Annotated in this window: 11 protein-coding genes; 7 read left to right on the forward strand and 4 right to left on the reverse strand. The window is 64.1% G+C overall.

Features of this window, described 5'->3' with window-relative positions; genetic code table 11:
- The first annotated feature begins 23 nt into the window (after nucleotides 1-23).
- From PG899_RS15005 to PG899_RS15020, 4 genes are all read left to right on the forward strand, one after another.
- Nucleotides 24-2,054, forward strand: a complete 2,031-nt coding sequence (locus PG899_RS15005) for a M13 family metallopeptidase (RefSeq protein WP_179101409.1) — start codon at nucleotides 24-26, stop codon at nucleotides 2,052-2,054.
- 111 nt (nucleotides 2,055-2,165) lie between these two features.
- Entirely contained in the window at nucleotides 2,166-2,603 is a 438-nt protein-coding gene (locus PG899_RS15010; protein WP_077096232.1) for a PliI family lysozyme inhibitor of I-type lysozyme, read from the forward strand.
- A gap of 358 nt (nucleotides 2,604-2,961) precedes the next feature.
- Entirely contained in the window at nucleotides 2,962-4,701 is a 1,740-nt protein-coding gene (locus PG899_RS15015; RefSeq protein WP_077096233.1) for an ABC-F family ATP-binding cassette domain-containing protein, read from the forward strand.
- Nucleotides 4,702-4,784: 83 nt separating this feature from the next.
- Nucleotides 4,785-5,324 (forward strand): GNAT family N-acetyltransferase, encoded by a 540-nt coding sequence (locus PG899_RS15020; protein WP_077096234.1) that lies wholly within the window; start codon nucleotides 4,785-4,787, stop codon nucleotides 5,322-5,324.
- A gap of 41 nt (nucleotides 5,325-5,365) precedes the next feature.
- Here the strand turns inward: PG899_RS15020 and yjeH are convergent, their stop codons facing one another.
- Both yjeH and PG899_RS15030 read right to left on the reverse strand, forming a co-directional pair.
- Nucleotides 5,366-6,646, reverse strand: a complete 1,281-nt coding sequence (gene yjeH, locus PG899_RS15025; protein ID WP_190283707.1) for an L-methionine/branched-chain amino acid transporter — start codon at nucleotides 6,644-6,646, stop codon at nucleotides 5,366-5,368.
- Between the two features lie 136 nt (nucleotides 6,647-6,782).
- Nucleotides 6,783-7,673: a LysR family transcriptional regulator gene (locus PG899_RS15030; protein ID WP_077096804.1), complete on the reverse strand. Its 891-nt coding sequence runs from the start codon at nucleotides 7,671-7,673 to the stop codon at nucleotides 6,783-6,785.
- Nucleotides 7,674-7,829: 156 nt separating this feature from the next.
- On the opposite strand from PG899_RS15030, the gene PG899_RS15035 reads away from it, so the two are divergent.
- A complete protein-coding gene (locus PG899_RS15035) occupies nucleotides 7,830-8,870 on the forward strand; it encodes an MBL fold metallo-hydrolase (RefSeq protein WP_077096806.1) in 1,041 nt (346 codons plus the stop codon).
- A 67-nt stretch (nucleotides 8,871-8,937) separates the two neighbouring features.
- Here PG899_RS15035 and PG899_RS15040 read toward each other — a convergent pair whose 3' ends face one another.
- Nucleotides 8,938-10,233 (reverse strand): HAAAP family serine/threonine permease, encoded by a 1,296-nt coding sequence (locus PG899_RS15040; protein WP_179101462.1) that lies wholly within the window; start codon nucleotides 10,231-10,233, stop codon nucleotides 8,938-8,940.
- Between the two features lie 504 nt (nucleotides 10,234-10,737).
- Here PG899_RS15040 and PG899_RS15045 point away from each other — a divergent pair.
- The gene (locus tag PG899_RS15045; protein WP_077096808.1) at nucleotides 10,738-11,646 is read left to right on the forward strand and encodes a LysR substrate-binding domain-containing protein; all 909 of its coding nucleotides are present in this window, start codon (nucleotides 10,738-10,740) and stop codon (nucleotides 11,644-11,646) included.
- Nucleotides 11,647-11,752: 106 nt separating this feature from the next.
- A complete protein-coding gene (locus PG899_RS15050; protein ID WP_077096810.1) occupies nucleotides 11,753-13,174 on the forward strand; it encodes an MATE family efflux transporter in 1,422 nt (473 codons plus the stop codon).
- 9 nt (nucleotides 13,175-13,183) lie between these two features.
- Here the strand turns inward: PG899_RS15050 and pdxY are convergent, their stop codons facing one another.
- Nucleotides 13,184-14,050 (reverse strand): pyridoxal kinase PdxY, encoded by an 867-nt coding sequence (gene pdxY / locus PG899_RS15055; RefSeq protein ID WP_024946037.1) that lies wholly within the window; start codon nucleotides 14,048-14,050, stop codon nucleotides 13,184-13,186.
- Between the last annotated feature and the right edge of the window lie 52 nt (nucleotides 14,051-14,102).

Genomic DNA, 14,102 nt, shown 5'->3' on the forward strand with positions numbered 1-14,102 from the left:
AACCCGAATTGGAATCCAACATAATGAACAACAAAAAAAGCATACTGGCCGCCCTCGTCGGGCTGGCCCTGCTGGCCGGCTGCAGTCAGGCCCCGGACGGCGCAGACAAACACTCCGGCCTCGCGCTGGCCAACATGGACACCAGCGTCAAACCCGGTGACGACTTCTTTCGCTACGTGAACGGCCACTGGCTCTCCACCGCCAAGATCCCGGACGACAGACCCGCCGACGGCGCCTTCTACATGCTGCGCGACAAATCCCTGGCGGACGTGCGAGTGCTGGTAGAAGGGCTGGACGGCAAGGCCGCCGCCGGCACACCGGCCCAGCAGATCCACGACCTTTACCAGAGCTATCTGGATCAAACAACCCGCAACGCCAAGGGCACGGCGCCGCTGATGCCGATGCTGAGCGAGATCGAGCAGATCCGCACGCCGCAGGATCTGGCCCGGGCCTTCGCCCAGAGCGGTCGCAACGGCGGCGGTGCCCCGTTCGGTTTCTGGGTCGATGCCGACGCCAAGGCGCCGGACAGCTATGCGGTCTACCTCTACCAGGCCGGGCTCGGTCTGCCGGATCGGGATTACTACCTCAAGACGGATGCCGCCAGCCAGGCGCTGCGCCAGAAATACGAACAGCACATCGCCACCATGCTGGCCCGCTTCGGCGAGGCGGATGCGGGGGCCAAGGCCAAACGCATCCTGGCCCTCGAGAGCAAACTCGCCCGGATCCAGTGGGACAACGTCACCCTGCGGGATCGGGAGAAGAACTACAACAAGGGGCCCCAGAGCGAGCTCAAACGCCTCACCCCCGCCATCGACTGGAATGCCTACCTGACCCAGGCCGGCCTCGCCGGCCAGAGCAGCCTCATCATCGGCCAGCCCACCTATCTCGCGGCCCTGAACGAGGTGATGCAGCAGACCCCGGTCGGCGATTGGCAAGCTTACCTCAAGTGGCATCTCATCACCGATTATGCCCCCTACCTCGACAGCCAGACCGATGCCCAGAACTTCGCCTTCTTCGGCACTACCCTGAGCGGCACGCCCAAGCAGCGCGCCCCCTGGGAGCGGGCCCTCGGCGTGCTGGACGATCATCTGGGCGAGGCGGTAGGCAAGCTCTACGTGGAGCGCTACTTCCCGCCAGAGGCCAAGGCCCGCATGGAGCAGCTGGTGGAGAACCTGCGCACCGCCTACGGCCAGAGCATCGAGGAGCTGGACTGGATGTCGCCGGCCACCAAGGCCCAGGCCCAGGCCAAGCTTGCCAAGTTCCGCCCCAAGATCGGCTACCCGGACAAGTGGAAGGATTACAGCGCCATCGCGATCCGTGCCGACGATCTGGTGGGCAACCTGCAGCGGGCCCGCGCCTTCGAATACGCCGACAACCTGGCGCGCCTCGGCAAACCGGTAGACAGGGACGAGTGGCACATGTCGCCGCAGACGGTGAACGCCTACTACAACCCGAGCAACAACGAGATCGTCTTCCCGGCCGCCATCCTGCAGCCCCCCTTCTTCGACATGACGGCGGATGACGCGGTCAACTACGGCGCCATCGGCGGGGTGATCGGCCACGAGATGGGTCACGGTTTTGATGATCAGGGCGCCAAATCCGACGGTGACGGCGTGATGCGCGACTGGTGGACGCCCCAGGATCTCAAGGAGTTTCGCTTCCGCACCAGCCGGTTGGTGGCCCAGTACAACCGCTTCGAGCCCATCAAGGGGCAGTTCGTCAACGGCCAGTTCACCCTGGGGGAGAACATCGGCGATCTGGGCGGCCTCACCATCGCCCACAAGGCCTACCTGCTGTCGCTGGATGGCAAGGAGGCCCCGGTGCTGGACGGCTTCACCGGCGAGCAGCGCTTCTTCCTCGGCTGGGCCCAGGTATGGAAAGGCATGTATCGCCCCGAGCTGATGCAGATGCTGCTCGCCTCGGATCCCCACTCACCGCCGGAATACCGGGTCAACGGCGTGGTACCGAACATCCCCGCCTTCTACGAGGCGTTCAAGATCCAGCCGGGTGACAAGCTCTATCTGGACCCGGCCAAACGGGTCAAGATCTGGTAATGACCGCCCCGATGAGGGGCGGATGACGCGAACCGGCGGGGATTGCCCGGTCGGTTCGCACAGTGACACAGGTGGCGGGCAACCGCCGCCGCAGTAACAAGGGTCAAACCGATGAAAGCCTTGCTCATGACACTCGGCCTGCTCACCCTGCCCCTCGCCAGCCAGGCGGCGGACGGGTTCTTCAAACAGCTGACGCTCCCCTCAGGCCAGGTAGTGACCGTCAGCGAAGGGCGCGGCGAACCGGCCTCCACCGGCAGCTACGATGTGCGCCTCTACTCCGGCGCCAACCCCCAGTTCCCGCTGGATCAGTTCATCGACGGCAAGGTGCTGCCGCGCGATGGCAGCATCAAGGAGCTCAAGCTGCTGGATCTCAACGGCGACAAGCAGCCCGAGCTCATCGTCGTGGTCGAGAGTGCCGGCAGCGGCAGCTACCTGAGCGCCGACGCCTTCACCATCAACCCGCAGGAGGGGCTGGACAGCTTCAATCACGTGGAGGGGCTGGCCCCCAATGAAGATATGATCCAGGCGCTCAAGACCCCGCGCGACTGACATCCCCATCGCCCCGCACTGCGGGGCGTTTTTTGTCCCGCCGCTGACAAAGCGCCTTCCCGCCTCACCCGCAGGGCACCGCCATGGATAGACGGTTATTTTTTCTGCGCTTATAATCGCCGCACCGTGCCATAACGAAACACAAGGAGGTAAAAAATGGTTATCCAAGCGTGTCCGATGTTCTCGGCTCGCCTGTTCGGCACATTCGCGTGCTCTTGCCTGCATACCATCGCGCTGCGATAGCGGGTTCGAGCAAAGCCGACTCCCTTCCATACCGAGACCTTTCTCGACTCTGCCGTTGTCGCCAGCGCTCCTGATGACAGGGATTTTCGATCCCGCGATTTAAGAGAGCAAGAGCATGACAACCCTGATGAGTACCCATTCCCTGCAGATGAGTGCGGGGCACCTTCCATTATTTGACCACCTCGAACTCGGCATCCGCGCGGGCGACCGGCTTGGCCTTGTCGGTGCCAACGGCTGCGGCAAGAGCACATTGCTGGCACTGCTGGCGGGCGAGCGCACGCCCCAGGCCGGCCGGGTCATACAGGCCGCAGCCTGCCGCTGCGAGTTCGTGGCCCAGCAACTGCCGGCCAGGCTTTCAACCCTCAGCACCCGCGCCGTGCTGCTGGATGCGCTGGGCAACGACCCGAGCGCCGAGTGGCAGGTGGACAAGCTGCTGGCCGAGCTGCAGCTGGAGGCCCAGGCCGCGCTGCCGGTCAGTGCGCTGAGCGGCGGTCAGCACAGCCGGCTGCAGATAGGCCGTGCCCTGCTGCGCCAACCCAACCTGCTGCTGCTCGATGAGCCCAGCAACCACCTGGATCTGCCCGCCCTGCTCTGGCTCGAGCAGTTTCTGCTGGGCTGGCGCGGCGCCTTCGTGCTGGTCTCCCACGATGGTCGCCTGCTGGACCGGGTCACCGAGCAGACCCTGATCCTGCGTGATGGCCAGTTGCACCGCTTCGCCCTGCCCTGCAGCCAGGCGCGGGCGGCGCTGGCCGCCGAAGATGAGCAGGCCCGCCTGCGCCGGGCCGACGAGCAAAAGGAGATCGACCGCCTGAGCGCCAGCAGCAAACGCCTCGCCATCTGGGGGCGGGAGCATGACAACGAGAAGCTGGTGCGCCAGGCCAAGTCCATGGAAAAACGCATCGCCCGCCTGCAGGAGGAGCAGAGCCAGGTGGCGGCGCTGGCCCCCTGGCGGCTCGAGCTGCGCGGACTGAGCCTGCCTGCCGACACCCTGCTGCGGCTGGAGGCCCTCGACGTGGCACCGGCGCCAGCATTGCCGCCGCTGCTGCACGCCGAAGGACTCTGGCTGCGGGCAGGAGACAGGGTCGCCCTGCTCGGTGCCAACGGCACCGGCAAGTCCTCCCTGCTGCGCCAGTGCTGGCGCGAACTGGCCGTGCAGAGCCCGCAGGCGGGCTGGTACTGCCACCCCGGCGCCAGCATCGCCTATTACGATCAGTCCCTGCAGCAGCTGGCTGACGACGCCACCCTGAGCGACGCCCTCTACCCGCTGGCCCCTCTGCCGGAGACCACCCGGCGTCAGGCGCTGATCCGGGCGGGCTTCCCCTATGTCCGCCACGGCCAGCAGGTGCACACCTTGAGCGGCGGCGAGCGGGCACGACTGCTGTTTCTCGCCCTGTCGCTCGGCAGCCACCACATGCTCTGGCTCGACGAGCCCACCAACCACCTGGATCTGGCGGGCAAGGAGCAGCTGGCCGAGGCGATTGCCGCCTTCCCGGGCGGCGTGCTGCTGGTCTCCCACGACCGGGAGTTGATCGAGCGCAGTTGCAACCGCTTCTGGTTGATCAGAGACGGCCGTATCCAGGAGGCTCACAGCGCCGAGCGGGCCTATGCCGAGCTGCTCGGCGATGCGCCCTCGCCGGCAGCCGACAAGGCAAGCCTGGCCGCCCCCGCCATGGGGCAGGCCTCGGCCGGCCCGGCGGATGACGAAGAGGCGCTGCTGGCACGCTGGTATGAACTCGATGCCCTGCTCGCCGCCGATCTGGCCCGCAAGCCCAGGCACCAGACCCCGCGCCTGCAGCAGCAGTGGCGTGACGAGCTGGCCAGGCTCACCGACCAGCTCGGGCTGGTCGGATCATGAGCAGAGCCATCAACCGGCTTTGCCAGCCATCCCTGTTTGACTCACCACTCGCGGCCAACTCCGGCTGGCCGCAAGGAGCCACCATGACATCAACGCAACAACCCCACATCAGGCTGGATCCGGTCAGCGACGCCGATCTGCCCCACATCTATCGCGGCCTCTCCGATCCGCGGGTCGTCGCCTACTACGGCGTCAGCTACGACAGCCTGACGGCGTGCCAGGCCCAGATGGCCTGGTATGCCGAGCTGACCAGCACCGGCCGCGGCGCCTGGCACCTCATTCGCGACCGCCACACGGGCGAACCGCTCGGCGCCATCGGTTACAACGATGCCGACCCGACTCACCGGCGGGCCGAGCTGGGCTACTGGCTCTATCCCGAGCATTGGGGCAAGGGGGTGATGAGCGCGGCGCTGCGGCTGTGGCTGCCGCTCACTTATCGCACCAGCGAGCTGCACCGGTTGCTGGCGGTGGTGGAGGAACCCAACCTCCCCTCCGCCCGCCTGCTGGAGCGGGCGGGCTTTCACTACGAGGGCACAGCGCGAGAGTGCGAGCGCAAGGGGGATGGCTTCATCTCCCTGCGCCACTACGCCATCTTGCGCAGCGACCTGCCCTCCAGCCTGTGACCCGCAACAAAAAGCCCCGCACTGCGGGGCTTTTTTTCGGGTTACTTGATGGCGCAGACACCCTCATCTGGTGCCGAGCGGCGGCGTCTGCGCCGCCACAACGAGAAGCAGCCATACCCCAGACTGAGCACCACGGCATAGAGCACTTGGGAGGCGAGCGCCACCAGCACCAGGGCACAGAGCAGCACGCTCACCCCCGCCAGCCCCTTGCCCACCCCGCCGAGCAGGCGCCAACCCGCCGCCATGCAGAGCAGGTAGACCAGCACGAAGTTGCCGTTGGCGTAGCGGATCAGCTCATCGAGGGGCAGTCGCAACCAGATGATCAGGGTGATGCAGACCAGACAGATAACGAGCACCAGACTCAAGGCCCGCAGCGGCGCGCCGCGGGCGGTGAGGCGGGCCAGCGAGACCGGCAGCTTGCCTTCGCGCGCCATGCTCCAGATCAGCCGGGCAAACCCCTGCAGGTAGATGTTGATGCTGGCAAAGCAGGAGAGATAGCCGAGCACCGCCACCAGCCACTTGGCGGTGGGGCCGAACAGCAGCGAGAGCAGGGCCGGAATGGCGGTGGCGTTGGTCGCCTCATCGCCGTAGAGGCCGTATTTGAGCACCACCAGCGAGTGCACCCAGTAGATGAGCCCCGCCAGCAGCACGCCGCCGAGCAGGGCCAGCGGATAGTCCCGCTCCGGTCGCTTGAACTCCTCCCCCATGTGGGCGAAGGCCTCGAGCCCGACGAAACACCAGAACATCACCGCCAGCGCGGTGGCCATGGCGGGCCACTCGTCCGTCGTCGGCAGCGGCCGGGCGGCGTCGCGCCAGCTGATATCCCCCTTGAACCAGATGAGCAGGGTGAGCCCCAAAATGGCGAGCGCGATCAGCAACTGCAGGTTGCCGGAGGAGCGCGCCCCGCGCAGCCCCAGCAAAAATACCCCGAGCAGGGTGAGCAGCTGGATGCCCCACAGGGTCCACTCCCCTAGGTCGAACAGGGCGTGCCAGAAGCCGGCAGCGATCATCAGGGCGGCGGGCAAGCCCACCGGCAACACCGCCAGAAACAGGAAGGCGGAGAAGCGCTCGGCGCCGTTGCCAAAGGCGAGGCCGATGAGGTGCGGCGCGCCGCCGGCGTGAGGGTAGCGGCGGCCGAGACGAGCGAAGGTAAAGGCAATCGGCAGTACCAGCGCAATCAGCAGCAGCCAGGCCCACAGCGAGGCCCCACCCGCCAGCGAGGCGGCGGTCGCCGGCACCACGAAGATCCCGGTGCCCAGCAGCGAGGTGGCGAGCAGCCCCATTCCCTGCCAGAGCCCGAGATCCTTTTTCAACCCAGACATATCCTTTTGTCCCGACTAGAAAAACATCCCGCCATGTTAGGCCTCCCTCGCCCCTTTGTTAAGCACGATGGTTAAGCAGGATGGCAAGAATATGCAGTGCTTTATTCAGGCCGGAAGGCTCGCGGGTGAGTCGAGATCAGCTGCGGTGGCGCAGCGCCTCGGCCAGAAAATCCCCCAGCAGGGTGATCTTGAGTACCTGCCGGCGCGCCGCCGGGTAGATGACGTGGAGGGTCTTGTCCGGAATGCGGTAGGTATCGAGCAGGGGCAGCAGCCGCCCCGCAGCGATATGGCCTTGCACCTGATCGGCGGGCTGCAAGCTGATGCCAGCCCCTGCCAGCGCTGCCGTCAGCAGCGCCGGCCAGTGGTTGATACGCAGGCGCGAGGCCACCCGTACCTCCTCGCTCTGGCCATCCTCGCCAACAAACTGCCAGCGCTCGTGCTCGCCCCAGTTGCCGTGCAGACACTGGTGGCGAGCAAGATCGGCAGGATGGCGCGGCACGCCGTGGCGATTGAGGTAATCAGGTGCGGCGCAGAGGCGGTAGTACTGGGTCAGCAGCGGACGGGCAATGAGCGCCTCATCCTGCGGACGCAGGGTACGGATGGCGGCGTCGAACCCCTCCTCCACCAGATCGACCCAGCGCGGGGTAAGCTGCAGATCCACCTCCAGCTTGGGATAGCGGTCGAGAAAGGCAGGCAGCAGCGGCACCAGCCGGTGGTGGCCAAAGCTTAAGGGAGCGGCGATGCGCAGCCGCCCGGCTGGCTCGGCCAGCAGGTGCTGGGTCAGCGACTCGGTCAGCGCCAGCTCCTCCAGCACTCGCTGGCAGCGAGCCAGAAACAGCTGGCCCAGCTCGGTCAGGGTCTGCTGGCGGGTGGTTTTGTGAAACAGCTTGCCCCCCAGCCACTGCTCCAGCCCCTGCACATGCTTGCCCACCATCTGGGCGCTGATCCCCTGCTCGTTTGCCACCGCGCTGTAGGAACCGAGATCCACCACCCGGGTGAAGATACGCATGCTGGTCAATCGGTCCACAACCCCTCCTTTGCCCCGCTCCGGGGCCATTTGGCCCGCAGCAAGCGGCCCACATTCACAACCAAAAGTTTAGTAAGAAATGGTTTTTAGCCAATTTATCGCACTTTTGGTTACCAATATAGTGATCAGCAACCTCACCCATCAGGACATACATCCATGAAAAGTACCTATCTGGCCGCCCTGCTGGTCGGTCTGCTGGCCACCGGTGTCAGCCAGGCTGCCGAGAGCAGCTTTATCAACCCGCAGCAGAACGCCCCCGTCAGCGCCACCCTGACCACGACTCAAGCCCAGCCCGATATCTTCCGGGTCAGCCTGCTTGGCACCGGCACCCCGGTGCCCCAGATCAGCCGCGGCGGTTACAGCACCCTGGTCGAAGCGGGCAACCAGAAGCTGGTGTTCGACTTTGGCCGCAACTCCGCCACCCGCTTGTGGCAGCTGCATATCCCCATCGGCCGGGTCAACGCCTTCTTCCTCACCCACTTCCACTCGGATCACACCAACGGGCTGGCGGATCTCTGGCTGACCGGCTGGCTGCAACCCGCCTACGGCCAGCGTCACACGCCGATGGAGCTTTACGGGCCCAAGGGCACCGATGCCCTCGCGAGCGGCCTGCAGCAGGCCTACGCCACCGACATCGCCACCCGGGTCAAGGATGAGGGGACGCCGCTGGACGGAGTGAAGATCAACAGTCACGAGGTGACCGCCGGGGTGGTCTACGACCGGGATGGGGTCAAGGTGACCGCCTTTGACAACGATCACGGGGTCAACATCAAGCCCTCGTTTGGCTATCGCATCGACTACCACGGCCACAGCGTGGTGCTCTCCGGCGATACCCGCTACAGCCCGCAGGTGGTGAAAGAGGCCAAGGGGGCCGATCTGCTGGTGCACTGCGTCTCCATGACCTCCGCCGCCCGCATGAAGGCCAACCCGGGCTACCGGGCCATCGCCGGCCACCTCGCCTCTCCCGAGCAGGCAGCCAGGGTAATGAACGAAGCCAAACCGGCGCTGACCGTGTTCAGCCATATCGGCCTCAACGGCCAGCTCGGAGTGAAGGATCTGGCGCAGAGCCTGCGCGCAAGCTACTCCGGCCCCTTCGTCATCGGCAATGACCTGATGCAGATTGACCTGCCCACCACCGCCTCCGGCAAGGGCTACGCCCTCTGGCAGGCGGAGAACATCGACAACGCCCAGCCCTGAATCCCGGCCATAAAAAAAGCCGCCTCTTGCGAGGCGGCTTTTTCATTCAAGCGGGTAACCCGTGTTATCAGGCAATCAGCTTGTAGATGATACCGGACATGGCGATCAGGCCGATGATGGTCACGAACACGTTGCTGATGTTGCCAGCGTATTTGCGCATGGCCGGCACCTTGGTGATGGCGTACATCGGCATCAGGAACAGCAGCATCGCGATGATAGGGCCGCCCAGGTCTTCAATCATGCCGAGGATGCTCGGGTTGATGGTGGCGATGGCCCAGGTGGTCAGGATCATGAACACTGCGGTCACTTTGTTCAGTTGCTTGACGTCAACGTTCTTGCCTTTCTCACGCAGCGCCTTGGCCATCAGACCGTTCATGCCCTCTTGTGCACCCAGGTAGTGACCCAGGAAGGACTTGCTGATGGCGACCATGGCGATCAGCGGAGCCACGGTGGCGATAACCGGGTTGTCGAAGTGGTTGGCCAGGTAGGACAGAATGGAGATGTTCTGTTCCTTGGCAGCAGCCAGGTCAGCCGGGGAGAGGCTCAGTACGCAGCTGAATACGAAGAACATCACGGTCATCACCATCATGACGTGGGCGCCCAGCAGGATGTTGCTGCACTTCTTCTCGGCACCTTCACCGTAGCGACCCTTGTTGTCCACCGCGAAGGAGGAGATGATCGGAGAGTGGTTGAAGGAGAACACCATGACCGGGATGGCCAGCCACAGGGTCTTGATGAAGTCGCCGTTGAAGGCGTCACCCAGCGCCGGAGCTTCAGTGATGATGGCACCGTTCCAGTGCGGGATCAGGTAGAACGCCAGACCCATCAGGGTGATCACGAACGGGAATACCAGCACGCTCATCGCTTTGACGATAACCTGGCCGCCCAGACGAACAACCGCCATCAGACCCAGGATCAGCGCCAGTGACAGGATGGCACGGGGAGGCGCAGTCATGCCCAGCTGGTGAACGATCAAGCTCTCGACGGTGTTGGTGATGGCTACCGAGTACATCAGTACGATCGGGTAGATGGCAAAGAAGTAGAGCAGGGTGATGAACTTGCCTGCGGTCTTGCCGAAGTGCTCTTCCACTACCTCGGTGATGTCGCCATCACGGGTGGAACCGGACAGCACGAAGCGGGTCAGGCCACGGTGTGCGAAGAAGGTCAGCGGCAGGGCCAGGACCAGCATGGCAACCAGCGGCCACAGACCACCTACACCGGCGTTGATCGGCAGGAAGAGTACACCGGCACCGATGGCGGTACCGTACAGACCCAGCATCCAGACCACATCGGCCTTGTTGATGCCACGGGAAGACGCATTACTGGCTAAGCTGCCTTCTACTGCAATGTTCATGTCAGACATAGGGGTGTTCCTGTCATCAAGGAAAATAGAAAATTTCTAGTCAACCGGGCGCAATGCCCTGTTCCATCTCCCTGGAACTCCTGCAGTCCATCCCTGTTATTCTCATCCCGTCGGCCCGGCAAGCTGGTCATCACTCCATGTAACAACCAAATTGCAACAAACAAGCCGGCGGGTCATAGGCCCGAGGGCCACAAACGCGTCAGACTTTACAACTCGCTAACACGCTTTTGTTCCGATGCGCTGACTCTAATTAAATCCCCTTAGCGATCACAGTGTTTTTTTGAATTAATCAACCAAAGTTTGACTGGAATCGCCTTTCTGGCGTCAGAGATCACGTTACGAGCCCAATTTTGTGAACAGCCGTTAACAAATAGAGGTAGTTTCACCCGTATCTATATCCTTGTAGGTACAACAAATTGCTTACATTCGCCCATTTCTTGCTCAGGTTGTGCCTCGCCGTCCGCTGACGTACCCTGTTGCTCAACATTTTTTCGCTGAATTAATATGGCCATCACCCGTACCGATCTCGCCGAACTGGCGGTGTTTGCCGCCGTCGCCCGCCACCAGAGTTTCAGCAAGGCCGCTCTCGAACTCGGCGTGTCTGCCTCCGCCCTGAGCCACAGCCTGAAAGGGCTGGAGACCCGTTTGGGGGTGCGCCTGCTCAATCGCAGTACCCGCGCCGTGGTCCCCACAGATGCGGGTCAGCGCCTGCTGACCCAGTTGCTGCCAACCTTGAGCCATCTGGAGAGTGCACTGGGTGAACTGGCCCGTCACTGCGACGAACCGGTAGGAAGGCTGAAGATCAGCGCACCGCGCGGCGCCATCGATGAGTTGCTGGCCCCGGTGCTGATCGATTACATGGTGCGTTACCCGCGCATGCAGGTGGAGGTGGTGGAGCAGGAGTTGATGCCGCGTCTCATCGAAGATGGCTATGACGCCGCCCTCTTTTATGGGGATCTGCTGCCCAAGGAGATGATCGGGGTACCGCTCGGCCCGCCCCAGCGCTATCTGGTGGTGGCCGCCCCCGCCTATCTGGCCGAGCACGGCACCCCGCAGCACCCGCGCGAATTGACCCGGCACGCCTGCATCGGCTATCGGCTCACCCCCTCCCATCACTATCGCTGGGCCTTTGCCGGCGAGGAGGGCTCCATGCTGGAGATCGAAGTGACCGGGCCGCTCACCACCAGCACGCCGGCCCTCTACCTGGGGGCCGCCGAGGCGGGACTGGGGCTGGCCTACTGTCTGGAAGAGGAGGTGAGCAGGCAGCTGGCCGAGGGCACCCTGGTAAGCGTGCTGGAGCCCTGGTGCCCCACCTTCGTCGGTTTCTCGCTCTTCTATCCCAGTCGCCATCAGCTGGGCAACGGGCTGCGCGCCCTCATCGACATGCTCAAGGGACACTACCAGTCACGCTGATTGATGAATTTGGCTCATCAATTCATCAAGTAGAAACCGGATTATCGATAAAAAAATATTAATCTAGACTATCTGCTCGATAATCGAACTCCCCAAGAGAACAGATATGTCTGCCTACTTCACTCTGCGCCAGCGGGCGATGACCCGCCGTTTCTGGGGCTATGCCCTCCCCTCCATCATGGCCATGCTGGTATCCGGCGCCTACTACCTGGTCGATGGCATCTTCGTCGGTCACTACGTGGGGGCCGCCGGCCTCGCCGGCATCAACCTGGTCTACCCGGTCATCATGGTGCTGATCGGTCTCGCCGCCATGATCAGCATGGGGGCGGCCACCGCCATCTCCTTCCAGCAAGGTGCCAGGAATTTCGGCCTGGCCCGCCAGGCGCTGGTCAATGCGCTCTGGCTGCTGGGGCTGCTGGGCGCCGTGGCGCCGCTGCTGCTGCACTACTGGCACGTCGACATCCTGCTGGCACTGGGCATTGAACAGGGTACCGATACCTGGCAACAGGCCAGCGACTACCTCTACTGGATCGGCGGCGGCACCCTGCTGCTGGCCTGCAACCTGGCGGTGCCCTATCTGCTGCGCAATGACGGCCGCCCCCGTCTCGCCATGCTGCTGGTGAGCAGCGGCGCCATCCTCAACATCATCCTCAACTACATCATGGTGGGCCGGCTGGGGCTGGGTCTGATCGGTACGGCGCAGGCCACCCTCATCTCCGAAGGGGTCGTCAGCCTGCTCGGGCTGGGGTATTTCTTTACCCGCTATGCCAAGCTGCGCATAGAGTGGCGCCACCTGGTGCCCGACTTCCCGGCCATGCCGAACCTACTGTTCACCGGCCTGCCGAGCCTGATCGCCCAGTTCAACCTCGGCCTGCTGCTGCTGCTGCACAACAGCCAGCTGATGGTGCACGGTTCGGTCAAGGATCTGGCCGGCTTCACCGTGGCCGGTTACACCGAGGCGGTGTTCATCGTCATCCTGCAGGGGCTGGCCTTCGGCATCCAGCCGCTGGTCAGTCAGGCGGCCGGCGCCAAACGTCATCGTGACCTCAAGTTCCTGATGGAGATGGGGCTCAAGATCACGCTCGTCTACGGTCTGGCGGTCTGGCTGCTGATCCAGCTGCTACCGCGCCAGGTGGCCATGCTCTACACCGGCGATCAGGATGGCGAGCTGCTCGCGGCCGCCATCAGCAGCCTGACTCTCAACCTCGGCGCCATTCCGCTGGAGGGGATCATCATGTTCGGCATCGTGCTGCTGCAGTCCATGGCCCGTACCCGCCAGGCGCTGCTCATCTCGGCCGCCAAGACCCTGCTGCTGCTGCCGCTGATCTTCATGCTGCCGCTCTGGTGGGGCCGGGACGGCGTGCTGCTGGCCCAGCCCACTACCGTGGTGTTGCTGACCCTGCCGCTGTGCTGGCTGCTGTGGCGGGAATGGCGCCGTCTCAAGCTGGCCTGTGCCCCGCTGAGCCGGCCCAATCGCAAACCGCTTAGCGCGCGCCAACAAGTGCAACTGGCCAGACGCGCCGGTTAAGCGCCGCCATCAGGCCGGCAGCCGGCGGGCACAGGTGCGGATCTCGGGCTCGACCATCGCCTGCTGGGCGGCCACCAGCTGCAGCTCGTAGGCGCCCGCCAGCCAGGTCTGGGCCAGCACCGCATCCACACTGGCATTGGTGCGCTCGAACGCCGCCACCGGCGTGAAGCCCGCCAGCAGGTTGGCCAGCATGGTGGCACTCAGCAGATCCCCCACCCCGATGGGCTGACGCTGAAACTCATAGAGGGGGCGCGAGATATGAAACGCCCCCTCTTCGCACACCAGCAGCATCTCGAACCGGTCCAGGCTCAAGCCGGCGCGGCCCAGATGCTTGACCATCACCAGCTCGACGCCCCCTTCACGCAGTTGCTGGCAAGCCGCCAGCGCCTCGCTCAGATTGCAGATCTCGCGGCCGGTCAGCTGCTCCAGCTCCAGCAGATTGGGGGCCAGCAGGTCGGCGCAGGCCAGCGCCCGGTTTTTCAGAAAATCGGCGACGCCGGGCGCGACTATGCACCCCTTGTCGGGATGCCCCATCACGGGGTCGCAAAAATAGCGGGCATTCGGATTGAGTGCCTTGAGGTGAGCCACCGCCGCCAGGATCTCCTCCCCCTGCTCGGCCGAGCCGAGATAACCGCTCAGGATCGCATCGCACTGCCCCAGTACGCCGATGTCGGCCAGCCCCGCCATCAACTGGCGGATATGGCCGTTTGGCATCACCATCCCCTGCCAGCCTGCGCTGTACTGGGTATGGTTGGAAAATTGCACCGTGTTGACGGGCCACACCTCCAGCCCCATGCGACGCATGGGAAACACGGCGGCGCTGTTGCCGGCGCAGCCGAACACCACGTGGGACTGGATGGAGAGAACTCGCTTCATGCTGACTCGCAAAAAAAATGGATGAACCCAGATGGGAAAAACGGGCCTTGCG

Source organism: Aeromonas sp. QDB39, assembly GCF_027707585.1.
Lineage (GTDB): Bacteria > Pseudomonadota > Gammaproteobacteria > Enterobacterales > Aeromonadaceae > Aeromonas > Aeromonas hydrophila.

Coding starts and splice junctions, on each gene's coding strand:
- PG899_RS15045 (WP_077096808.1), top strand. CDS start 10,738: ATGGCCATCACCCGTACCGATCTCGCCGAACTGGCGGTGTTTGCCGCC.
- PG899_RS15040 (WP_179101462.1), bottom strand. CDS start 10,233: ATGTCTGACATGAACATTGCAGTAGAAGGCAGCTTAGCCAGTAATGCG.
- PG899_RS15020 (WP_077096234.1), top strand. CDS start 4,785: ATGACATCAACGCAACAACCCCACATCAGGCTGGATCCGGTCAGCGAC.
- pdxY (WP_024946037.1), bottom strand. CDS start 14,050: ATGAAGCGAGTTCTCTCCATCCAGTCCCACGTGGTGTTCGGCTGCGCC.
- PG899_RS15015 (WP_077096233.1), top strand. CDS start 2,962: ATGACAACCCTGATGAGTACCCATTCCCTGCAGATGAGTGCGGGGCAC.
- PG899_RS15010 (WP_077096232.1), top strand. CDS start 2,166: ATGAAAGCCTTGCTCATGACACTCGGCCTGCTCACCCTGCCCCTCGCC.
- PG899_RS15035 (WP_077096806.1), top strand. CDS start 7,830: ATGAAAAGTACCTATCTGGCCGCCCTGCTGGTCGGTCTGCTGGCCACC.
- PG899_RS15005 (WP_179101409.1), top strand. CDS start 24: ATGAACAACAAAAAAAGCATACTGGCCGCCCTCGTCGGGCTGGCCCTG.
- PG899_RS15050 (WP_077096810.1), top strand. CDS start 11,753: ATGTCTGCCTACTTCACTCTGCGCCAGCGGGCGATGACCCGCCGTTTC.
- yjeH (WP_190283707.1), bottom strand. CDS start 6,646: ATGTCTGGGTTGAAAAAGGATCTCGGGCTCTGGCAGGGAATGGGGCTG.